Below are 21,744 nucleotides of genomic sequence, written 5' to 3' on the forward strand. Positions count from 1 at the left end.
AAGCAAAATATATTCTTTATGGAAATCAAAATAAGACCGGCAGTTTTTACCGATTTAGATACAATATTGGAGATCATCAATCACCAAATACTGCACAGTACTTCGATTTATGATTATGAGCCCCGTGATTTTGAAACCCATAAATTGTGGTTTGAAGACAAAATAACTAATGACTTACCTGTTATTGTTGCTGAAACTGAAAATGGAACAATTGGGTACGCTACTTACGGAACTTTTCGTCATAAAATAGGATATCGTTTTACGGTAGAACATTCTGTTTATGTTGCGGAGGAGTTTTTAGGAAAAGGCGTTGGGAAATTATTACTGGCTGAACTAATTCAATTGGCAAAAAAACAAAAATACCATACAATGATTGGCGTTATTGACTCCGAAAATAAAGGCAGTATCGCTTTTCATAAAAAATATGGGTTTGAAACCGTTGGCGTTATTAAAGAATCCGGCTATAAATTTGATCGTTGGTTGAGTTCCGTTTTTATGCAATTGATTTTAGAATAATTGAATTTGTACCAGCATATAATAGTTTATTTATTAAACATGTTAGGCTTTAAAAAATTTATAACTTTAAGACTTGCCACTTTATAGTATATTTGCACAACTAAAAATTTCATGGACTACACCTTACTCTCCTCACCTTTACAGGGATTTACCGACTTTCGTTTTAGAAATGCCCAAAACAAACTTTTTGGAGGAATTGATACATTTTACTCGCCTTATATTCGATTGCACGGAAAGATGGTAATAAAACCTTCGTATGAACGAGACCTGCTTCCTGAAAATAATCTTGATTTAGAAGTTATTCCGCAAGTGATAACAAACGATGCCGATGAATTTTTATTTGTGGCCAAGTACGTTCAAGAATTGGGATATAAAGAATTAAACTGGAATTTAGGTTGCCCGTATCCTATGGTTACTAAGTCTGGTATGGGTTCCGGCTTGATCAGCAATCCCGATAAAATAAATACTATCCTTCACAGAGCGCATACTGAATCGGATATTATTGTCTCTATGAAAATGCGTTTGGGGTATGAAAACAGTGAAGAAATACTGGATGTTTTACCTATTTTAGATACCTATCCAATCAAGAACATAGCGATTCATGCGCGTATTGGCAAGCAATTGTACAAAGGTGGCGTAAATCTAGATGCATTCCAGCATTGTGTTGACAACACCAAGCATAAATTATATTACAATGGCGACATAACCTCCGTGGCTAAATTTCATGAAATGCAGCAACGCTTCCCAACCATTGACCATTGGATGATTGGCCGAGGATTAATATCAGATCCTTTTTTACCAAGTATGATAAAAAACAATACTTCAGAATATCCTGCAAACAAAATGGAATTATTCAGTGCGTTTCACGATACTTTGTATGCTATTTATAGCGAATCCCTTTCTCGATCAACCCATATTTTACTAAAAATGTACCATTTATGGGAATACTTTTCAGCTACGTTTTCAAATCCGCACAAAGTTTTAAAGAAAATAAAAAAAGCACAGAGTATTCGGAATTACGAAGCAGCTGTAGCCGAAATTTTCAAAAATGAAAAATTCTAAGGAAAAAAATAAACGATTAAGAAATTAAGAAAAACTAAGCTCTGATTCTTAATGTAACTTAATTTCTTGATAGTTAAATTTAATCGAAGCTACATTAATACTATAAACAGCAAAAAAAAGAGATTTTCATTTGACTGAAAATCTCTTTTGATTATTTACATAATAATTAGCAAATTAGTTACATAAAATTATGCTTTAATCCAATTCAATACTTCCGGATCCGTTACTAATGTTCGTGGAGCGATCACTTTTTCTAATTCACCTTTTTCATTGATTAGGTATTTTTGAAAATTCCATTCTACAGTGGAATCTTGTAATCCGTTTTTAGATTTTTGAGTCAAAAACTGATAAATAGCAGCCATATCCTCTCCTTTTACAGAAACTTTGTCCATCATAGGAAACGTAACACCGTAATTCATTTGACAAAAAGTAGCAATTTCATCATTGGTTCCTGGCTCTTGTGACGCAAAATTATTAGCAGGAAAACCCACAATCACTAATCCTTTGTCTTTGTATTCTTTATATGTAGCTTCAAGATCTTTGTATTGAGGTGTCAGTCCACATTTTGAAGCCGTATTCACAATCATGATTTTTTTTCCTTTCAAAGAAGCAAAATCAAAACTGTTTCCTGATAAATCTTCTACTTTAAACTGATAAATGGTTTCTTTTGCAATTGGAGCTGTGTTCATATTTATTTCAGATTTTTTAGGTTGTGCCTGATTTTGGCAACTAAATAACAGTAAAGCGCAAGTAGCTATAAATACACTATTTTTCATAATTGAAATTTTTTATAAAATTAGATAAATATTTGTTTTGTCAAAGTAATTTTTTGTTAAACAACAGTTAAAAAAATAAGGAGCCTAACATCATGAAAATGCTAGACTCCCAAACAAATAAACAACAAATCTTACTGTGGTATTTAAAAAGTATACGTTATTTTTCCTTTCATGAAGAGAGGCGTTCCTGGAGTTAAATGAATTTCTTCGACACTTTGTGGTTCATTTTGTAATCTGGATTCAGTGGCAAACTGGGTTTCGTTCCATTCAGTATCAAAAATATTTTCTACTGAAATTCCAAAATTCATATTCTTATATTGATAGTTAACATTCAAATCGGATATAAAATAGCCTTTGGCAACAATCGAATTATCTTCATTTGCCGGGCGATTTTTTAGATACCGATACCGAATTCCTCCCGAAAAACCATTCACTTTTTGGAAACTTAATCCGCCAGTTGTGGTAAAATCCGGTGCTAACGGAATGTAATCCTGCCCTTTGGGCTCATCAATACTTCTGGCATAAGTATAATTAGCATCCGCATCAAAATACAACCAATCGTTCAATTGATACCGCAATCCTAGTTCAGCACCCATGCGTCTTGATTGTCCGCTTGGTTCAACAATTCCAGCATCTCCCACATAAACAAATTCTTGTTCTAAGTACAAATGCCATAAAGCGGCATTGACAATCAATTTTGGAAATGGTTTAAAAATGGTCCCTATATCCGTTCCTATTGCAGTTGGTAGTATTTGTTTCCCATTGTTTTGAACCACCACACGGGCATCATTCGAATGGAAACCCATCCCTGATTTTATAAAAAACTGCAAATTGTTATTTTGTGAATAAATAAAATTCAGTTTTGGAGAAAACTTTACTTTCGATTCGGATGCTGTTTTATAATTTTCCATCAATTTATCCTGATAATTGAATTTGAAATAATCCAATCGAATGGCCGGATTAATTATCAGTTTTCCAAAAGTAAACTCAGAGTTCAAATACGTAAACAAATTAGACTCATCAATATCTCCTAATTGTATATTTTCAAGAACGGTTCTTCTATTCAACGTATGCGAAAGTTCCGTATCAGTTGTGGCATCCGTACGGAAACCAGCTCCAAATTGGAACAAAACATCGGTATCATTCCATTTCGTTTTCTTGTTCAACTCAGCATTCATTCCATAAATATCCCTGTTTTCCTTCTGTTTAATCTGGTCCCCATTGATGGGGTCATTTAGGAAAAAAGTAAAGTTAGAATACAATTCAAAATCATATTTTGAATAAAAAGCATTTGCTTTCAGAAATGTATTTTCATCAATAGGTTTACTCAAACTGGCATTGAAGTTCGTTCGGGATGTATTTCCACCTTCAGTATCGTCAACAGAGCCAAATCTTGAAATCGTTCCATCATCAATCAGCCGTTGCGGAATTTGGCCTGAAGCATCCCATTTGCTGGAAAAGCGAGAAGCCAAGATTGAAAACTTGCTGTTATCTTTCAAAATAGCCGAATATTTACCTAATATATTGATTCGGTTAAAATTTTGGGGAGATTCAAACGGACCGTCTGTCAGGATATACTCTGTGGCAATATAAGCACTTTGTGTTTTTTGATTCCCTAAAAGGTTAAAAAGCCCAACTGTTCTTAGGGTATTGAATTGTCCGACTTCGATACCAATACTGCTTTTTTCGATTTTGTCTTTAGTTTGGAAAGCAACGTATCCCGCCGTAGCAAAATCCCCTTTGTTGGCATAATACGTTCCTTTTCCAAAATCTATTTTTTCTACTGTTTCCGGAATTACAAAATGCAAATCAGCATAGCCTTGACCGTGAGCGTGAGACACCATATTTACCGGCATTCCGTCTACTGAAATGGCAATATCTGTGCCGTGATCAATATCAAAACCTCTTAAAAATATTTGCTCTGCTTTTCCCCCACCGGCATGTTGTCCGATAAATAATCCCGGAACTTTTCGAAGAATTTCCTGCGACGAATTTACAGGAGTGGTTTCTAAATCTATTTTTGAAATGACATTCATCGCCGAAAGTTTTGGTTGGATAACAATTTCATTCAATCTAAAAATATCATCTTCCATCACAATTACCTCCTCGGAAAAATTCAGGATGAAATTTGTTTTTTTATACCCTAAAGCAGTTATTTTGATTACATCTCCCAAAATCGTTTTATCCAAACTAAACAATCCAAATTCATTGGTGTGGGCATGACTCTCAGAATTTGTATTAACTAAATAGGCATTTTCAATTGGATTTCCATCACGATCCAAAATTTTCCCTTTTTGGATTTGGGCGTAAGAGGACAGCCCAAAAAGGGAAATCAATACTAAAACAATATTTTTCATAATGAATTATAATTGGTTTACCTTTTTCTCAAAGTTAGGCCCCAATTCATACAAACTAGACAGTAATTCGTCCTTGATAGGTTTGGTTTTGAGTGGTAAATTATTCGATTTATAAATCATCGCTAAATGGTATTGAATCTTTGGCTCAAAGGATTTCCCCGCTACATGAAGCTGAGCAATTTCTAAAGCCTTTTTATTATCGCCTACATTTAAGTACGCCCAGGCCAATAAATCATAGGAATCAGCAGTGGGCCTGTGTGCTACTTCAATCTTAGCAATTTCTATTGCTTTTTGCGCCGTATTTTTGTCCTCAGCATAAATCAAAGCATTGTATTTGTTGTACATCGCACCATAATTATTTTTCTCCATCATCGAAAAATAAGCGTTTCTATTTTTTATTTCTTCACTTTTATTTCCTTCAAATTGAGCAATTTGAGATTTTAATAAATAAAAATCTGGGGTGTTGTGTGTGGTGGCAATAGCATCAATAATTCGATTCGCCTCTTCAGTATTTCTTTCTTTCGAAAAAACAATCCAGGCAATTCCTTTTAGAGCATAGGAATAATTAGGATCTAGTGCTACTGTTTTTAAGAAACTGTCATACGAATCCTGAATTCTGCCAGCGTGACCATAAAAATCACCTAAGTTCGAATAGGACCAAATTTTAAGCACTTTATTATCTTCTTTTTCAGCAATATCTCTGGCTTTTTCCATAAAAGTAATAGCTGTTTCAAGATCGCCTTTGTGATCGTTCCATTTTGCCAAGCGAATCAAATAATCAAAACTATTCATATCCCTAATCGCATTCAAATTTTTGACTGCTTCCGGATAATTCCCAAGTTCCATTTGAACGTCGAAAAGTAATTTTTGAGTTTCTTTTTTTCCTTCACCTATTGCTAATGCTTTATTAGCTAATACCAATGCTTCTTTAAAACGATGCTGAGAGATATAATTTCTTGCTAAAGATCGAACCGTTGACACTCTGGAATAATCGTAGGCTTCGTTCGATTGTATTAATAATTCTTCCGTTTTATATAGGTTTTTAATATCGCCTGTATATTCAAAAAGGGTACTGTAATTAGCCGCTATCTGACTTAAATAACTAATTTGATTGGGTGCTGCATCGAATTTTTTTTGCCAAAAATCAATTTCATTCTGAGCAAAAGTCACTGATTTATTATCTTTTAAACCCAGATATTTCGTGTAATCATCTGCATTTGTAATTTGTTCTGATTTAGTCTCGCAACCGAATATTAATAGGATTGTGAAAACCAAAAATGGAATTATTTTTAAAGTTTTCATACTCTAATTATTTTGTTTGTTTGTTTGTTTGTTTGTTTGTTTGTTTGTTTGTTTGTTTGTTTTAAAAATAAAAAAACAGAGCGAAGATTATTAAATAAAGCGCTCTGTTTTTTTAAGAAAATACTACCAAGCAGAAGCTAGGTAAGGGAAAGTTGTGCTAAATGTTTTATCATTTGAATTCACATTATCTTTAGTAAGCCCTGGATTTGAAGTACCCGCTGATCCACCAAAAACCAATAATAATTCCACATCGATTACATCATCAGCCAAAGCTCTTCCTGTCAAAATATTAGTCCCATCAAAGAAAGTTGTTTTTGCTGTTTTAGAAACTCCTAATACATCCGTAGCTAAAAGACCGGTAAACTGAGCAGCCGTTTGTCCTAATGCATTAGTAGTATACCCTGGATTCAAGGCCATTAATCTAGATTGAAAAACAGATTGATATTTAGCACCCATTGCTGAAGGAATGGTACCGTTAAATTCATCTTTAGGAGATCCTGAAGCAATAAATACAGTGTTTATTGCCGGTCTAGCCATTTGATCTTGCTGTACAAAAGTACCTGTGAAATTAATACTTGGTTCAGAAACAGAATCTGAATCATTATTATCACAATTTACTGAAACAACTGCAGTTATTAATGCGATTGTTATAATTTTGAATTTATTTGTTTTACTCATGACGTTTGTATTTAGTTATTTTAAAAATCGTAGATTCCGATTTCATACTTTAAAATTAAAATAGTTATTGTTTTTTCTTGGTTTCTGCCCAAACATTTACTGTTCCTGAAGTACCTAGCATTGCTTTAGGAACTTCTACAACTACTGAAAGCACATTAGTCCCTGCAAAAGTATCTGTTCCAGGATTCTTGAATCCAGTTGCTGTACCAGCAAGAATAGCTTTAAATTGACCTAAGTCAAAAAAGAAGGGATCGTCTCTTGGTCCTGCAAAAAATTTCATTCCATTATTCTCTGCCGTTAATGCAGCAGCTCCATAAGAAGATATGGTAACACTTCCTGAGGCAGCAGCCGTTTTAATCGTGCTTGAAGTTCCTGGAGTACCTGGAGCTACCGGACCAAAGAAATACATCTTGTCATCTCTTTTGATAGCTTGGATCACTAAATCCTCAACATTGTCACCATTGTTGTCAATATTAATTTCGATCATTGTGTTTTCATCGAATTTTGCAGCACCAGTTGCATTTGGACTTAACAAGCCTTGTGTATTTACAGCAAAAACTAAATTATTAGTGTCTTGCCCTTGAAAAGCGTACACGTCAGTAATATCATTTGCACCACCCGATGCTGTAGCAGGAGCATCAATGTGATCCGCAGCTACTAAAATTAAGCCTGAAACCGCCACTAGCGAAAGACCTAAAATCATTTTTGATTTTTTCATTTTATTATAAATTTAAAAGGTTATACAAGCATTTACGGGATTGTACTTGATTTGGTTTTTTTTAACCCTAAAAAAAAATAGACTTTTATTTAAGTTACTTACAATCAATATTTTAAATACTTAAATAAAATTCAATTATTTTAAAAATTATTTTTTTTGGTATTACTAATCATAAAAAAGGTCAATTGTAAAGTAAGATTGTATAAATTTGTAAGAGATAAATAAAAAATAGTATGAGCCAAGAAGAATTGTTAGTCTTAATTTACAAGAAAGATGAAAGGGCATTTACACATCTATATGATATGTATTCGAAAAGCTTATTTTCCGTGATCAATGTTCTCGTAAAAAACAGAGAAGAAGCTGAAGATGTACTTCAGGATGTATTTGTCAAAATCTGGAAAAACATTGATTCCTATCACGAAAGTAAAGGTCGGTTCTACACATGGATTCTAAATATTGCCAGAAATACCTCTATTGATAAATTACGTTCTAAAAATTTTAATAACAGTCAAAAAAACCTTTCTTCAGATAATTTCGTAAATCATTTTGAAGACAGCAACAAACTGTCTGACAAAGTGGATACAATAGGGTTGCAGGAATTTGTAAAAAGACTGAAACCAAAATGTATTCAAATAATAGATTTACTTTTTTTTAAAGGTTACACCCAGCAGGAAGCTTCGGATGAGTTGGCAATACCTTTAGGAACTGTAAAAACACAAAATAGAAATTGTATTAATGACCTACGAAATTATTTGAAAGTATAATGGAAACAAAAGAATATATTGAATCAGGAATTCTGGAGCTTTACGTTTACGGTTTACTGAGTGAACCCGAAAACGAAGAAGTTACCACTATGGCGAAAAACAGTCCGGAAATAAATGCAGAAATTATTGCTATTGAGAAAGCGATTATTGCTATATCATCCAGCTTTTCACCCTTTCATTCTGTGGCTAATTTCGAAAAAATAAAAGAAAAGCTAGAACTTAAACATGCTCAAGTCATACCATTACAACCTACTAACAATAGAGCTCAGTACATTGGTTGGGCTGCAGCTATACTATTATTAGTTGGTATTGGGTACCAATACAATCAACTGGATCAGACCAATACACAAGTTGCTACTACAGCAATTGAGAAAGCTAAATTAGAAAAAGAATTTAATGTCTTAAAATTAAAAAATACAACAATTGAAACGAGTTTAGCCGTTGTAAGGGATACTAAAAATACAGTCGTAGCTCTTGGAGGGCAAACTGTAGCTCCGGAATCCTTTGCAAAAGTATACTGGAATCAAGACACCAAAGTGGTTTATATTGATGCTGCAGGCTTGCCAGAACCGCCAGAAGGAATGGTATATCAGGTTTGGGCGTTAAAATTAAGTCCGCTGACTCCTACCAGCATTGGATTATTAGAAGATTTTGATGTAAATGAACAAAAATTATTTGCAGTAAATAATGCTAATGAAGCGGAAGCCTTTGGAATTACATTAGAACCCGCAGGCGGAAGTTTGACTCCTACAATGGAACAATTATACACCTTAGGAAAAGTATAACTAATTCCTTTTTTGGATCAATATAAATAGGCTATCTCAAAAGGACAGCCTATTTATATATTCAAATTAACAGAATAAGCATTCTATTTTTACGATTTTCTGGTTTTTAATCCATACTATGTAATTTCAAAAACCTGTTTTTAAAGCCTTTCATCAAAAGCAAATAAAGCTTTAGCCTTCTTCAAGACAAGACTTAGTGCCGCTAGGCCATCTATTTGACGAAGTAATTGAAGTGAGTATACATCAAATTATCCTCAAAGCACAACCAAATCCGAAAAACAAGAAGTTATTCCGGGAGAAAGAAATTCCTATTCCATCTCTGCTTTTTACTTTTTATCAAACTCACCTCCTTGAGAGTGAAATAGATCTTTGGAAATCATAGGTTTTCCCAATTCGAAATACAAACAATAGTGACTGGTTTATTTTTAATTTGAGACAACCCTTTTTTTATATCATTTATTCTCCCTAAATTTAGTCTTTAAAACACCTTATCATGGCAAATCTTTATGATGGAAAAATGGCCTCAATTTTTGACGCCATGTACCAAACCTTTATTGATTATGATGCAGAATATCAATTCTATACCAATTTAATTAAGGAACACGAGTGCAAAACAGTTTTGGAAATTGGCAGTGGAACAGGCAATCTAGCCAAACGGTTTTTACAAAATTACATCGATTATATTGGTTTGGATTACAGCCAAAGTATGATTGCAATTGCCAAAAAAAGAAATGAAAATGGGATTTTTATTCTGGGAGACATGAGGGATTTTAAACTACAAAAACCTGTTGATTCCATATTAATTACGGGACGCTCTACCAGTTATTTGATAACAAATCAAGATCTAAATAATACGTTCTGTTCTATTTATAAAAACCTGAGTAAAGAGGGAATTCTCATTTTTGACTTTATAGATGCTAATAGATTTATCCCTTTTATTAAAGAAAATCCTGTAACACTTCACGAAGCTACCTACCAAGGAATAGACTACTATCGCAACAGCAAGTGGAGAACAACTGCCTTAGAAAATTTCATGCTGGATTGGACAGCACTTTATTACACCATGAAAAATGATAAAAAAGAAATAATTGCCGATGATTTTTCTACCGTTCGTGTTTTTACCTTAAACGAAATACAACTATTTTTATATTTAAACGACTTTGAAATCATTCAAACCATCGATAGAAAAACCTACGCTTACGATACGTATGTTATTGTTGCACGAAAAAAATAGAAAAAAAAATCCCGAGCATCAGACTCAGGATTTATATCAATACAAAATTATTTGCTATTCGTTGTGTAAAAACGCTTGTCTGTTCAGTAAAGTCTCTTCGCTTTCTACATGATTGTCATCCGGAATACAGCAATCTACCGGGCATACGGCCGCACATTGTGGCTCATCGTGAAATCCTTTACACTCCGTACATTTTCCGGGTACAATATAATACACTTCGTCAGAAATTGGAGTTTGAGCTTCATCGGAATCTACTTCGGACCCATCAGGCAAAATCACTTTCCCTTTCAGTTTTGTTCCGTCTTTGTATCTCCAATCGTCTGCTCCTTCATATATTGCGGTATTTGGACACTCGGGCTCACAAGCACCACAATTGATACATTCGTCTGTTATAATAATTGCCATCTTTTTATTGTTTTAAAGTCAAAATATCGAAGGTAAAATATCAAATGTTCTTTTGACATTAGGACTTTTGACTTTCGACATAATTATGCTTATTTTTGTGCAAAATTACAATCAAAACTATTCATAAGCAAACATTATGACATTAGAAACAAAAAAAAGTGTTTTTGTTGAATTAGGGAAATTTTTAAGTCAGTTTTCCGAAAACAACACGTTAAAAAATCCGACTGTTTTGCACAACGAAGCGTTTTTTGATGCTTTTGTTGACTTGATACAATTATCGCAATCGCATAATGGCTGGTACACCCCAGAAAACGTCTATTTCTCGATACATTCTTGGGCAGAAGCTCTGACAGAAAAGAACTTAAACCAATGGCTTTCCAGTTATACTATTCCAATACAAGAATCTAAAAACATCGCCTTAATTCTTGCCGGAAATATTCCGTTGGTGGGTTTTCACGATTTTCTATCGGTTCTAATTACAGGAAATAATGTGTTGGTTAAAACATCGTCAAATGACCAGCATTTATTACCTTTTTTAGCTAAATACATCATTGCAGTACAACCAGGATTAGCTAAGAATATTACCTTTGTAGATGGAAAATTAGAGAATTTTGATGCCGTTATTGCCACAGGAAGCAACAACACAGCCCGTTATTTTGAATATTATTTTAAAGACAAACCGTCTATTATTAGAAAAAGCAGAAATTCAGTAGCGGTTTTAACCGGAAATGAAACCCAAGAACAACTTACTGCTTTAGGCGAAGATATTTTTCGCTATTTCGGATTGGGTTGCCGCAATGTTTCTAAACTTTTTGTACCAAAAGAATATTCGTTTGTCCCATTTTTTGAAGCCATATTTGTGTACCAAGACGTCATTCATTACGAAAAATATGCTAACAATTACGATTACAATAAGGCGGTTTTTCTGATGAGTAATTTCAAATTACTGGACAATGGATTTCTGACTTTAAAAGAAGATCAAAGTCATGCCTCGCCAATTTCAAGTGTCTTTTATGAGTTTTATGACGACATTAATGAATTAAAAACAAAATTAAAATTAGAAAGTGAGCAAATACAATGTGTTGTAGCGGATAGAACGATTGATGACAATGTGGCTTTTGGACAAACTCAAAATCCCCAATTATGGAATTATGCAGATAATACCGATACTATTTCGTTTTTGTTAACAATATAGCTGAAAAAAGTACAATTATTCCGAATTAATTAACGTTTTTTAAACTCCTATTGTCGAAATTTGCACTTTAATTTTTTGGACATAAACTACACCATGAAAAAACACAACTACAGCGCAGGACCTTGTATTTTACCGCAAGAAGTTTTTGAAAAATCAGCACAAGCTATTTTAAATTTTAATGATTCCGGATTATCCCTTTTAGAAATATCACACAGAAGCAAGGATTTTGTTGCCGTTATGGACGAAGCGAGAACACTGGTTATTGAACTTTTAGGACTTGAAGGCAAAGGCTACAGCGCCTTATTTCTGGCAGGCGGAGCGAGTCTAGAATTTATTATGGCTCCCTATAACTTGATGAAAGAGGGCGGAAAAGCGGCGTATCTTGATTCCGGAACCTGGGCAGCTGGTGCTATAAAAGAAGCTAAGCTTTTTGGTGACACAGTAGTTGTTGCTTCCTCAAAAGACGAAAATTACAATCATATTCCAAAAGGATACGCAGTACCAGCAGATGCTGATTATTTTCACTGCACGAGTAACAACACTATTTTTGGTACACAAATGAAGGAATTCCCGGCATTGGACATGCCAATTGTATGTGACATGAGCTCTGATATATTTTCACGACAATTAGACTTTTCTAAATTTGATTTGATTTATGCCGGAGCCCAAAAAAATATGGGACCAGCAGGAACTACCCTGATTGTTGTAAAAGAAGAAATCTTGAGTAAAAGTGGTAGAATAATCCCAAGCATGTTGGATTACACTAAACATATCAAAGCAGAAAGTATGTACAATACACCCCCTGTTTTTCCGGTTTATGCTTCCTTGTTGACCTTACAATGGTTGAAAAATCTTGGTGGTATTGCCGCTATTGAAAAAATAAACAATGCTAAAGCAGCGTTGATTTACGGAGAAATTGACAGAAACCCATTATTCAAAGGCGCTGCAGCTGTTGAAGATCGTTCGAACATGAATGCTACTTTCTTATTAAATGATGAAGCACATGCTGCCACATTTGATGCAATGTGGAAAGCAGCGGGAATTTCAGGTTTGCCCGGACACCGTTCAGTAGGTGGTTACAGAGCTTCTATGTACAATGCACTCCCGTTAGAAAGTGTTCAAGTATTAGTGGATGTAATGCAGGCTTTGGAAAAAGGAATTTAAAAATTAAAATATTGAATGATTTAAAGATTTGAAAAATCAATTTTTAATCAATCACACATTAAACAACATAGATTGAATCTTTAAATTTTTCAATCTTTAAATATAAAATACAAATGAAAGTATTAGCCAATGACGGAATTTCTAAAAGTGGAATTCTAGCTTTAGAAAAAGGTGGATTTGAAGTAATAACAACAAAAGTAGCACAGGAACAAGTGGCTAATTTTGTAAACGAAAATAATGTAAGTGTGGTCTTGGTACGAAGTGCAACTAAAGTTCGGAAAGATATCATTGACGCTTGCCCAGGGCTGAAAATCATAGGTCGTGGTGGTGTAGGTATGGATAATATTGATGTGGATTATGCTAAAAGCAAAGGAATTCACGTGATTAATACTCCAGCTTCATCCTCAGAATCAGTGGCTGAATTGGTTTTTGCACATTTATTTTCCGGCGTTCGCTTCTTGCATGATTCGAACAGAAATATGCCGCTTGAAGGAGATACCAACTTTGATGGTTTGAAGAAAGCTTATGCGAACGGAATTGAACTAAGAGGAAAAACACTGGGAATTGTTGGAATTGGCCGTATTGGTCAGGCTACCGCTAAAATGGCGTTAGGACTAGGAATGAAAGTGATTGCTGCCGATAGTTTTATCCCGCAAGTAGATGTTAAAGTCGAATTTTTTGACGGACAAGCTATCACGACCACAATCGTTTCTCAATCATTAGAATCTTTATTCAAAGAAGCTGATTTCATTACGTTACACGTTCCTGCCCAAGATGGTTACATCATTGGAGAGGCAGCACTTGCTATTATGAAAGAGGGTGTAGGAATTGTAAACTGTGCCCGTGGCGGTGTTATTGACGAAGTTGCATTAGTAAAAGCATTAGACAGCGGAAAAGTATTATTTGCAGGATTAGACGTTTTTGAAAATGAACCAACTCCTGAAATGGCTATTTTGATGCATCATAAAATCTCGTTGACTCCACATATTGGAGCGGCAACAGGAGAAGCACAAGATAGAATTGGGACTGAATTAGCTTCCCAAATTATTAGCATATTAGGTTAGTATTTTCAAATTAAATATTTAATGAGAGGCTGTTTGATACAAACAGCCTCTTTTTTTGTTTAAAATCCTACCAATCAATGATTTGTTTTTCGTAACTTTATAATTCAATTTTTTATCATGAAAAAAAGTTACTGCATCATTATCGTCATTTTTTGTGTGATTTTGGGATGCACATCTTCTAAAACTGCATTTCCAAGTACCGAGAAATCTGTTGCCGCTCAAGGCGACACAGTTCGTATTGCAAATGAGGAACTGGAATACGAGGTGATAATTATTGATCCTGGTTTTAGCCTTTGGCTTAACTCAAGGGCTTTTCCAAGAAATTATCATTCCCAACCTTTTTTGGAAAGCAAAAACCAACTTTATGTGATGGAATGGAACAGTCGGGTGTTGCAACCGCAACGCTATGATCCCAATTTGTATGAATTGACAATCAATTATGACCTTAACATTGATTACGGGTATGAAGTAAATTATTTGATCTACAATTATATGATTTATTTTCAAAACACGCATAAACAAAAATTCTTTGGTTTTGTCCCCATCAGATAATGTCACTATCTTTGTATTGATTATAAATAAAAATGAACAAACTGAAACAGCGTTGGGGGATTGAAACTAATTTCCAACTTACCCTTATATTTATTGTTTTTGCAATAACCGGATCCGCATCGGCATGGTTGTCCCAACCTTTTTGTTTTTGGCTGGGAATTACTTCCGAAGAATTAGGGCATTGGTTTACTCCTGTTCGGTTAGTTCTAATTTTCCCTATCTATCAAGTATTATTAGTGTTAATAGGCTTTTTGTTCGGACAGTTCAAATTCTTTTGGACTTTCGAAAAAAAAATGCTTAAACGCATGGGATTAGAATTTATTTTTAAGAAATAACTAAAAACGCCTCGAATTACGAGGCGTTTTTGTTTTTAATTACATACTTGTAAATCCAAGTTAAGGTAAAGGTGGGAATAAAATCCGAAAACGGTAAAATTTCTTCCAGAAAAGTAATCACTCCTCCTACCCGTCCAATTGTTCCTTTATACATCCATGTCATCAAAAAACCGGCTAGAGGAGCCCAAATTACATCTGAAAACTCCCCTATAAAAGGAACAACGAACGAAAGCATACCGATGGCATCAAACAGAATTCCTAAAAAGAGATTTCTGGTCTTACTGCTTTCTGCGCTAACGGACACCTGTTCTGTCATAGAATTTTGATTTTATTTTGGAATGCGTACAAATCTAGTGCCAATTATTTTTTGAGTTTATCCTGATATATTTTTTTTAATTTATCAATTTTGGGTGTGATCACATAACTGCAATATCCTTGTGTTTTGTTCTGATTGTAGTAGTTTTGATGGTAATCCTCCGCTACATAAAACTTCGTTGCTGATGAAATTTTAGTAACAATTGGTTTTCCAAATGTGTTTTCCGTAGTCATCAAAGCCATATAATCCTCGGATAACTGTTTCTGGAAAGGATTGTGGTAAAAAATTTCACTTCGGTATTGCGTCCCAATATCATTCCCCTGACGGTTCAAGGTTGTAGGATCATGTGTGGCAAAGAATATTTCCAATAGCTCTCCAAAACTTATTTTATTAGGATCAAACGTAATTTCAATCGCTTCGGCATGACCAGTGTCACCAGTACCTATTTGCTGATATGTAGGATTTACTGTGTTTCCGCCTATATATCCTGAAACTACCTTGCTCACGCCGTCTAGTTGTAAAAAAACTGCTTCGGTACACCAGAAACAACCTCCCGCAAAGGTTGCCACTTCCATTTTGTTTTGTATTTCCATATTTTTTGTTTCTATACTTTTAGGCAAAGTACTATTTTTTTCTTTTGCACAAAATGAAAAAGGCAATAGTGCTAAAAAAATCCCAATTATTTTATTCATAACCTATGATTTAAGATCAAATTTATTCATTAAATCGTTGTGAATATCCACTCTTAACTAAAGTTTATAGTTTGTCAAAGGAAAATAAACGGTGTTCCAATTCATAATCATGAAAATCTTTGTTTCTTTGTAAAAATAGATTATAATGATACAAGCCAAAAATTTACATAAATATTACGATCAACTCCATGTGTTGAAAGGAGTTGATTTACATATTCAAAAAGGAGAGATTGTCTCTATCGTTGGTGCTTCAGGAGCCGGAAAAACAACACTTTTACAAATCCTTGGTACTTTAGACAAGCCAAGCCTTGAAAACGGAATTGAATTACGCATCAACAATGAGGACATTCTGACGATGAATGACAAAAACTTATCCAAATTCAGAAACTTAAATTTAGGTTTTATATTCCAATTTCACCAATTGTTACCAGAATTTAGCGCATTAGAAAATGTGTGCATACCTGCTTTCATTGCTAATAAGCCCAAAGTTGAAACGGAAATTGAAGCTAAAAAACTACTGACTTATCTTGGTCTTTCCCATAGAATGAATCACAAACCCAACGAGCTTTCCGGCGGGGAACAGCAACGTGTGGCGGTGGCCAGAGCGCTTATTAATAAACCTGCTATCATTTTTGCTGATGAGCCTTCCGGGAATCTAGACACGGCTTCTGCTGAAAACCTACATCAATTATTTTTCAAACTGCGTGATGAATTGGGACAAACGTTTGTAATTGTAACACACAACGAGGAATTAGCCAATATGGCCGACAGAAAACTAATAATGGTAGACGGTTTGATTAGTAATTAGGAGCTATTTCCAGCTATACACTCTATCTTTTTATTTTTAAAGAAAAAATAAAAAGGATGCCGTTTCTATCTGGGCTATACCTTGAAAGAACTAGCTGTACTTCCTAAAACAAATTAGTATCCAAAGTCATCCTCTATAATGAATCCATCAGAACTTAAAGATTTCCTCGACGAAAAAGTCCTACAATACAACACACTCGATTTCATAGAAAGTGATCCGGTACAAATCCCGCATTTGTTTTCACAAAAAGAAGACATTGAAATTGCCGGTTTTCTCAGCGCTACCATTGCTTGGGGAAACCGTAAGATGATTATCAAAAATTCACATCGCATGATGGATTTAATGGGAAATGCACCGTATGATTTTGTCATGTCACATACAGAAAATGATTTGGAACAATTGGAATTGTTTGTACACCGCACTTTCAACGGACAGGATTTTGCTAGTTTCATCAGAAGTTTGCAGCACGTTTATGCCAATCATGGTGGTTTAGAAGCGGTTTTCAGCAAACATCAGGAAACTCATTCGATGCAAAAAAGCATCCATGAATTCAAGAAAATATTTTTTGAAATTCCGCATCCGCACAGGACCCAAAAGCACATCTCCGATCCGCTGAACAATTCAGCAGCAAAGAGAATTAACATGTACCTCAGGTGGATGATTCGTCAAGATAATAAAGGAGTCGATTTAGGAATCTGGAAAAGCATTTCACCCGCTTCATTATCTTGTCCCTTGGATGTACATTCCGGTAATGTAGCCCGAAAATTAGGTCTCTTGACACGCAAACAAAATGATGGAAAAGCCTTGTCTGAATTAGATACAAACCTTCGTAAATTAGATGGTATAGATCCTGTTAAATATGATTTTGCTTTGTTTGGACTGGGGGTTTTCGAGGGATTTTAGCAGGGGTAAAAGTTAATTTAATTTTAGGGGATTTTTTTTCTATGGTGTAAAATAGTTTACATTAAAATAACCCGAAAATTTCATCTGTCATAAATAGCCTTAGAAAAATCGAACTTAAACTTGATGAAAACCTACTTGCGTATCTTCGCTTAAAATATTTATCCTTTACAATTGTGTTTTTAAAATTCTATTTATTGGATCTTGAAAGCCACCTATTCTTTTGTCTTCTTTTCGATTAAAATGATGGCTCCAAACCAAAAATTTTGACTTTAAAAAAAACAAAAAATTTGTTTGGATAAAAAAGTATTGAGGTCAGTATTAAATTTCATATATTTAAAGTCTATAAAAGACCGATAAAATGGTAATTCCCAAAGGTCAAAACCTTATAGAGTTTGCTGAACGCTTTAATAGTGATTAAATTTGTAGATAATACCTTTTAAAAATAAAATGCTCAGAGAAGTATGTTTGTAGAAACTGTAGTCATACTAAAAGTCAAATTCGCAAAGACTATACAAGAACCTAAAACATTTGTAATGATACTGAATAAACTATGGCTAATACGCTATTCCATAAAGTAAAATTTGGATTAAGAAAAGCATTTTTCATTTGCTTTGAAATGGCTACAACCACAAAAAGTCTTTCTGCATCTCAAATGGGTGTTCAATTTGGAGTTCAAAAAAAAATAGCAAGAATGTTTATGTAAAAAGTTCGAGAAGCAATGAAATCAAGTAAAAATTTTCCATGAAAGGGATTATAAATGTAGATGAATCCGTTGTTGGTGGTTTGGAGAAAGGCAGATAATATTTGTCATAAAGAAATAATATGCGGTTAGATACCGACCTCAAGAAACTAATTCATTAAAAATAAAAACTATTCAATATGCGATTGCGTATATAAGTAATAGGAACGATATATTGTTGCGTATTATAATGTCAAACCTATAATAAAGACTGAGGTTGAGTTAAAAACAAATACAACATTATTTTAATCTCATTACTTAATTAAATATTAATAATAATTTTAATTTAGATTTTCCAAATATAATCCATGAAACAAAAATTTATAACAGTACAAAAACTAAATAAAATGGACGAACTTATACTGTTTTTCCCCTTAAAAATAAAAGACAAAAACCGTACTTTATTCCCAAAATTAAAAGCAGTAGACAATGAGTGATTTGAAAAAAATCGTCTTGGCTGAAGATAATTCTATTTTTTTATTATTATTAAAGTTTCGATTGGAAAAAGAGGGCTATAAAATCCTGACAGCTGTAAATGGAAAAGAAGCACTTGAAATAATAGAAGAACACAATCCTGACTTAATTTTGACTGATATCATGATGCCTTTTATTAGTGGTTTAGAAGTTATCAGCTATGTAAGAAATAAATTGAACCTACAAATCCCAATCATCGTTTTTTCATCGGCGGGACAAGAGGAAATTGTTCTTAAAGCATTTGATTTAGGCGCTACTGATTTTATGAGTAAGCCTTTAAGTCCTAACGAACTAGTGATTAGAGTAAAAAGATTATTGCGCTAACAAGTCCCTATAAAGAACCCTGGGGTTGCTATATGAATACAAATTATTACTTACTTGACTATTTCAATGGGTCACCACTTATCATTCAAGTGGCATGGATGATAAGTGGTCTTTTTATTCTTATTCTTCTTCCTCTAATACTATACTTGAAATATTTGAGAAGCCATCTGAGAAAAAAAGAACGGATTACGGCTGAATATGAAAGCAAATATGAAACGCTTCTAATCCGATATCTATATTCTGGAGATGAAGAACAAGAGATCAGTCCGGAACAGCAAGTGATAATAGATGAATTAAAAGACTCTCTAACGGATCTATTCAAACGGAAAATTTTAATTGCTGTTTTGCTAAAGTTAAAAAATGAGGTTTCAGGAGAAATTGATGAATCTATTCAAAAACTCTATTTTCAAACTGGTCTTATCAACTACACTTTATCGCAATTAAAGCATAAAAAATGGTATATTATTGCCAAAGTAATCCGGGAATTAAAGCAATTTAAGGTAAAGGAAGCACATGATGAAGTGATTGTTCACATAAACCATCCCCGAAGAGAGGTTCGAAAAGAAATGCAATTGTATATGGTCAATTTATTTTATTTTGAAGGACTGAATTTTTTAGACATTTTAGAAACACAACTGTCTGAATGGGATCAGATTCAATTATTAGAAGTCCTACAAAGACTGGAAAATCAGAATATCTCTAATATTAAATCCTGGTTGGGTTCCCCTAATGATTCAGTAGTCATATTTTCTTTGAAACTAGCAAAAACGTACAATCAGTTTGAAGCAAAAGAGGAACTAATCCATTTGTTGTACCACATTAATAAAAAAATAAGACTAGAGTCCATTCAAGTATTGAGTTATTTAAATGCCTCAGAAGCCAAAGAAATTTTGAAAATCAATATAGAGCAACGCAGTCCGGAGGAACAAATTGCTTTTTTTAAAATGATGGAAAATTTATATGAAACCAGTGACGAATTGTTTCTGATGCAATACATACATTATACAATTTTTGAAATTAAGGTTTCCTCATTAAAAATTTTAAAAATCCTTAATACCGAAAAATTCAATCTGCTTAAATTAGAATCTTCTGATCCACAATTTTTGAAAATTGTTAATTTTATTGAAAACAATTAAGTATGGGAAACAGTACTGAACAAATTATATTTGAAACAATCCATTATTTGTTTTTTATTTATAGCATGACGGCTATAGTGTCTTATCTCATACTTGCCGCCATTTCTGCTGTAGAAACAATAGAATACAAACGAAAAAACAGTTTTGTGAATTACATAGAAATATTATCTTCAAATAGCTCCCCTTCCATTTCAATTATAGCTCCAGCCTATAATGAAAGTTTAAATATCGTTGAAAACGTACGCTCTTTATTGTCAAACCACTACGTAAATTATGATGTAATTATAGTAAATGACGGTAGCAAAGATGACAGTTTAGAAAAACTCATTCTGGTGTATGAACTAGTGCCCGTATCCTTGCTTATTAACGAACAAATCCCAACCAGACCGCTCAGAAAAGGAATTTACAAATCAACAAATCCTGCATTTGAAAAATTAATTGTTGTTGACAAAGAAAACGGAGGAAAAGCAGATGCTTTGAATATGGGCCTTAATATAAGCAACAGTAAGTATGTTGCCTGCATAGACGTCGATTGTTTATTGCTTGAAGATTCACTCCAAAAAATGATTAAACCCTTTCTTGAAACTACTGACAGAAGAGTTATTGCTGCTGGAGGAGTCATTAGAATTTCGAATTCCTGCATTGTCAAAGAAGGCAAGTTGCAAGATATCAATTTTCCTAAAAAATTACTAGAGCAAGGCCAGATCCTAGAATACATTCGTGCTTTTTTATTAGGAAGAATGGCCTGGAGCAGACTTAATGGGTTGTTAGTGATTTCCGGCGCTTTTGGCTTGTTTGACAAAAAAATTGCGATCAGGGTAGGCGGTTATGACATCCGTACGGTAGGAGAAGACATGGAACTTGTAGTACGAATGAGAGGCTACATGGAAGAACAGAAAAAAAAATACAAAGTTGCCTATATTCCTGATCCGCTGTGTTGGACGGAAGCACCTGATAATTATAAAACATTTATTTCACAAAGAAACAGATGGACTCGCGGAACTATTGAAACTTTGAGAAGACATCGAAAAGTTGGATTTAATCCAAAATACAAGGCGCTGGGAATGCTGAGTTATCCCTATTGGTTTTTTTTCGAAAGAATGGCTCCTATCATAGAAGTGGCAGGTCTGCTCTATTTTGGAATTCTTATTGTGTTTAATCAAGTACGCTGGGATTATTCTCTTGCCTTTTTACTTTTAGCCTATTTATTTACCGTTTTCTTTTCTTTAATATCCTTAATTACAGAAGAACTCACCTATCATCAGTATAAAAAGAAAGGAACAGGCGTTCACTTATTGCTAATTGCTTTTTTAGAACCATTTGTCAATCATCCCTTTATTTTATATGCAGCAATTCAAGGGAATAGCGATTACTATTTTAATAAAAAGAAAAAATGGGGAGAAATGACCCGAAAAGGAATGACTAAAGCATCTAATTAAACGCAA

The 21,744-nt window shown here is 33.9% G+C and carries 24 protein-coding genes and 1 pseudogene; 17 read left to right on the top strand and 8 right to left on the bottom strand.

Annotation, left to right across the window (positions count from 1 at the left end; all coding sequences use genetic code 11):
- Positions 1 to 18: 18 nt before the first annotated feature.
- The gene (locus EKL97_RS07410; protein ID WP_126454520.1) at positions 19 to 516 is read left to right on the top strand and encodes a GNAT family N-acetyltransferase; all 498 of its coding nucleotides are present in this window, start codon (positions 19 to 21) and stop codon (positions 514 to 516) included.
- 111 nt (positions 517 to 627) lie between these two features.
- Positions 628 to 1,578, top strand: a complete 951-nt coding sequence (locus EKL97_RS07415) for a tRNA dihydrouridine synthase (protein WP_126568574.1) — start codon at positions 628 to 630, stop codon at positions 1,576 to 1,578.
- A gap of 188 nt (positions 1,579 to 1,766) precedes the next feature.
- Here the strand turns inward: EKL97_RS07415 and EKL97_RS07420 are convergent, their stop codons facing one another.
- The 5 genes from EKL97_RS07420 to EKL97_RS07440 form a co-directional block, all read right to left on the bottom strand.
- Complete coding sequence (locus tag EKL97_RS07420; protein ID WP_126462243.1) at positions 1,767 to 2,354, bottom strand: glutathione peroxidase; 588 nt, start codon at positions 2,352 to 2,354, stop codon at positions 1,767 to 1,769.
- A 143-nt stretch (positions 2,355 to 2,497) separates the two neighbouring features.
- A complete protein-coding gene (locus tag EKL97_RS07425; protein WP_126568575.1) occupies positions 2,498 to 4,711 on the bottom strand; it encodes a TonB-dependent receptor in 2,214 nt (737 codons plus the stop codon).
- A 6-nt stretch (positions 4,712 to 4,717) separates the two neighbouring features.
- Positions 4,718 to 6,013 (bottom strand): tetratricopeptide repeat protein, encoded by a 1,296-nt coding sequence (locus EKL97_RS07430; RefSeq protein WP_126568576.1) that lies wholly within the window; start codon positions 6,011 to 6,013, stop codon positions 4,718 to 4,720.
- A 123-nt stretch (positions 6,014 to 6,136) separates the two neighbouring features.
- Positions 6,137 to 6,691, bottom strand: coding sequence for a DUF4331 family protein (locus EKL97_RS07435; RefSeq protein WP_126562002.1), 555 nt, complete (start codon positions 6,689 to 6,691; stop codon positions 6,137 to 6,139).
- 64 nt (positions 6,692 to 6,755) lie between these two features.
- Positions 6,756 to 7,409, bottom strand: a complete 654-nt coding sequence (locus tag EKL97_RS07440) for a DUF4331 family protein (RefSeq protein ID WP_126462256.1) — start codon at positions 7,407 to 7,409, stop codon at positions 6,756 to 6,758.
- 233 nt (positions 7,410 to 7,642) lie between these two features.
- Here EKL97_RS07440 and EKL97_RS07445 point away from each other — a divergent pair, with 233 nt between their 5' ends.
- From EKL97_RS07445 to EKL97_RS07455, 3 genes are all read left to right on the top strand, one after another.
- Positions 7,643 to 8,173 (top strand): RNA polymerase sigma factor, encoded by a 531-nt coding sequence (locus tag EKL97_RS07445; protein WP_126462259.1) that lies wholly within the window; start codon positions 7,643 to 7,645, stop codon positions 8,171 to 8,173.
- A complete protein-coding gene (locus tag EKL97_RS07450) occupies positions 8,173 to 8,958 on the top strand; it encodes an anti-sigma factor domain-containing protein (RefSeq protein ID WP_126462262.1) in 786 nt (261 codons plus the stop codon). The genes EKL97_RS07445 and EKL97_RS07450 overlap by 1 nt, the downstream gene beginning before the upstream one ends.
- Positions 8,959 to 9,451: 493 nt before the next feature.
- Positions 9,452 to 10,192 carry a class I SAM-dependent DNA methyltransferase gene (locus EKL97_RS07455; protein ID WP_126462264.1) on the top strand — a complete coding sequence of 247 codons (741 nt, stop codon included), beginning with the start codon at positions 9,452 to 9,454 and terminating at the stop codon, positions 10,190 to 10,192.
- 54 nt (positions 10,193 to 10,246) lie between these two features.
- On the opposite strand, the gene EKL97_RS07460 is transcribed toward EKL97_RS07455, so the two are convergent.
- Positions 10,247 to 10,597, bottom strand: a complete 351-nt coding sequence (locus tag EKL97_RS07460) for a 4Fe-4S dicluster domain-containing protein (protein WP_126454541.1) — start codon at positions 10,595 to 10,597, stop codon at positions 10,247 to 10,249.
- Between the two features lie 136 nt (positions 10,598 to 10,733).
- On the opposite strand from EKL97_RS07460, the gene EKL97_RS07465 reads away from it, so the two are divergent.
- From EKL97_RS07465 to EKL97_RS07485, 5 genes are all read left to right on the top strand, one after another.
- On the top strand, positions 10,734 to 11,792 hold the full coding sequence (locus EKL97_RS07465) for an acyl-CoA reductase (RefSeq protein WP_126462269.1): 1,059 nt from the start codon (positions 10,734 to 10,736) through the stop codon (positions 11,790 to 11,792).
- A 93-nt stretch (positions 11,793 to 11,885) separates the two neighbouring features.
- Positions 11,886 to 12,956 carry a 3-phosphoserine/phosphohydroxythreonine transaminase gene (serC, locus tag EKL97_RS07470; RefSeq protein WP_126568577.1) on the top strand — a complete coding sequence of 357 codons (1,071 nt, stop codon included), beginning with the start codon at positions 11,886 to 11,888 and terminating at the stop codon, positions 12,954 to 12,956.
- Positions 12,957 to 13,069: 113 nt separating this feature from the next.
- Positions 13,070 to 14,020 (top strand): D-2-hydroxyacid dehydrogenase, encoded by a 951-nt coding sequence (locus tag EKL97_RS07475; protein ID WP_126454547.1) that lies wholly within the window; start codon positions 13,070 to 13,072, stop codon positions 14,018 to 14,020.
- A gap of 117 nt (positions 14,021 to 14,137) precedes the next feature.
- On the top strand, positions 14,138 to 14,572 hold the full coding sequence (locus EKL97_RS07480) for a DUF6146 family protein (RefSeq protein ID WP_126568578.1): 435 nt from the start codon (positions 14,138 to 14,140) through the stop codon (positions 14,570 to 14,572).
- A gap of 32 nt (positions 14,573 to 14,604) precedes the next feature.
- On the top strand, positions 14,605 to 14,907 hold the full coding sequence (locus EKL97_RS07485) for a DUF6787 family protein (protein ID WP_126516424.1): 303 nt from the start codon (positions 14,605 to 14,607) through the stop codon (positions 14,905 to 14,907).
- Between the two features lie 16 nt (positions 14,908 to 14,923).
- Here the strand turns inward: EKL97_RS07485 and EKL97_RS07490 are convergent, their stop codons facing one another.
- Both EKL97_RS07490 and msrA read right to left on the bottom strand, forming a co-directional pair.
- The gene (locus EKL97_RS07490; RefSeq protein WP_126462282.1) at positions 14,924 to 15,223 is read right to left on the bottom strand and encodes a hypothetical protein; all 300 of its coding nucleotides are present in this window, start codon (positions 15,221 to 15,223) and stop codon (positions 14,924 to 14,926) included.
- Between the two features lie 44 nt (positions 15,224 to 15,267).
- Positions 15,268 to 15,915, bottom strand: coding sequence for a peptide-methionine (S)-S-oxide reductase MsrA (msrA, locus tag EKL97_RS07495; protein ID WP_126462285.1), 648 nt, complete (start codon positions 15,913 to 15,915; stop codon positions 15,268 to 15,270).
- Positions 15,916 to 16,060: 145 nt separating this feature from the next.
- Here msrA and EKL97_RS07500 point away from each other — a divergent pair, with 145 nt between their 5' ends.
- The 7 genes and pseudogenes from EKL97_RS07500 (at position 16,061) to EKL97_RS07525 (ending at position 21,738) form a co-directional block, all read left to right on the top strand.
- Positions 16,061 to 16,723, top strand: coding sequence for an ABC transporter ATP-binding protein (locus EKL97_RS07500; protein ID WP_126454557.1), 663 nt, complete (start codon positions 16,061 to 16,063; stop codon positions 16,721 to 16,723).
- A gap of 138 nt (positions 16,724 to 16,861) precedes the next feature.
- Complete coding sequence (locus EKL97_RS07505; protein ID WP_126568579.1) at positions 16,862 to 17,626, top strand: TIGR02757 family protein; 765 nt, start codon at positions 16,862 to 16,864, stop codon at positions 17,624 to 17,626.
- 418 nt (positions 17,627 to 18,044) lie between these two features.
- Positions 18,045 to 18,424, top strand: a pseudogene (locus EKL97_RS07510) (IS1595 family transposase); the annotation flags it as partial.
- A 249-nt stretch (positions 18,425 to 18,673) separates the two neighbouring features.
- On the top strand, positions 18,674 to 18,802 hold the full coding sequence (locus EKL97_RS15975; RefSeq protein WP_255416239.1) for a hypothetical protein: 129 nt from the start codon (positions 18,674 to 18,676) through the stop codon (positions 18,800 to 18,802).
- Positions 18,795 to 19,163 carry a response regulator transcription factor gene (locus EKL97_RS07515; RefSeq protein WP_126462291.1) on the top strand — a complete coding sequence of 123 codons (369 nt, stop codon included), beginning with the start codon at positions 18,795 to 18,797 and terminating at the stop codon, positions 19,161 to 19,163. The genes EKL97_RS15975 and EKL97_RS07515 overlap by 8 nt, the downstream gene beginning before the upstream one ends.
- Before the next feature lie 32 nt (positions 19,164 to 19,195).
- Positions 19,196 to 20,299 carry a hypothetical protein gene (locus EKL97_RS07520; protein ID WP_126568580.1) on the top strand — a complete coding sequence of 368 codons (1,104 nt, stop codon included), beginning with the start codon at positions 19,196 to 19,198 and terminating at the stop codon, positions 20,297 to 20,299.
- A gap of 2 nt (positions 20,300 to 20,301) precedes the next feature.
- On the top strand, positions 20,302 to 21,738 hold the full coding sequence (locus tag EKL97_RS07525; protein WP_126462297.1) for a glycosyltransferase family 2 protein: 1,437 nt from the start codon (positions 20,302 to 20,304) through the stop codon (positions 21,736 to 21,738).
- The last annotated feature ends 6 nt before the right edge of the window (positions 21,739 to 21,744 follow it).

It is taken from the genome of Flavobacterium sp. LS1P28 (assembly GCF_003970335.1).
In the GTDB taxonomy this organism is placed as follows: domain Bacteria; phylum Bacteroidota; class Bacteroidia; order Flavobacteriales; family Flavobacteriaceae; genus Flavobacterium.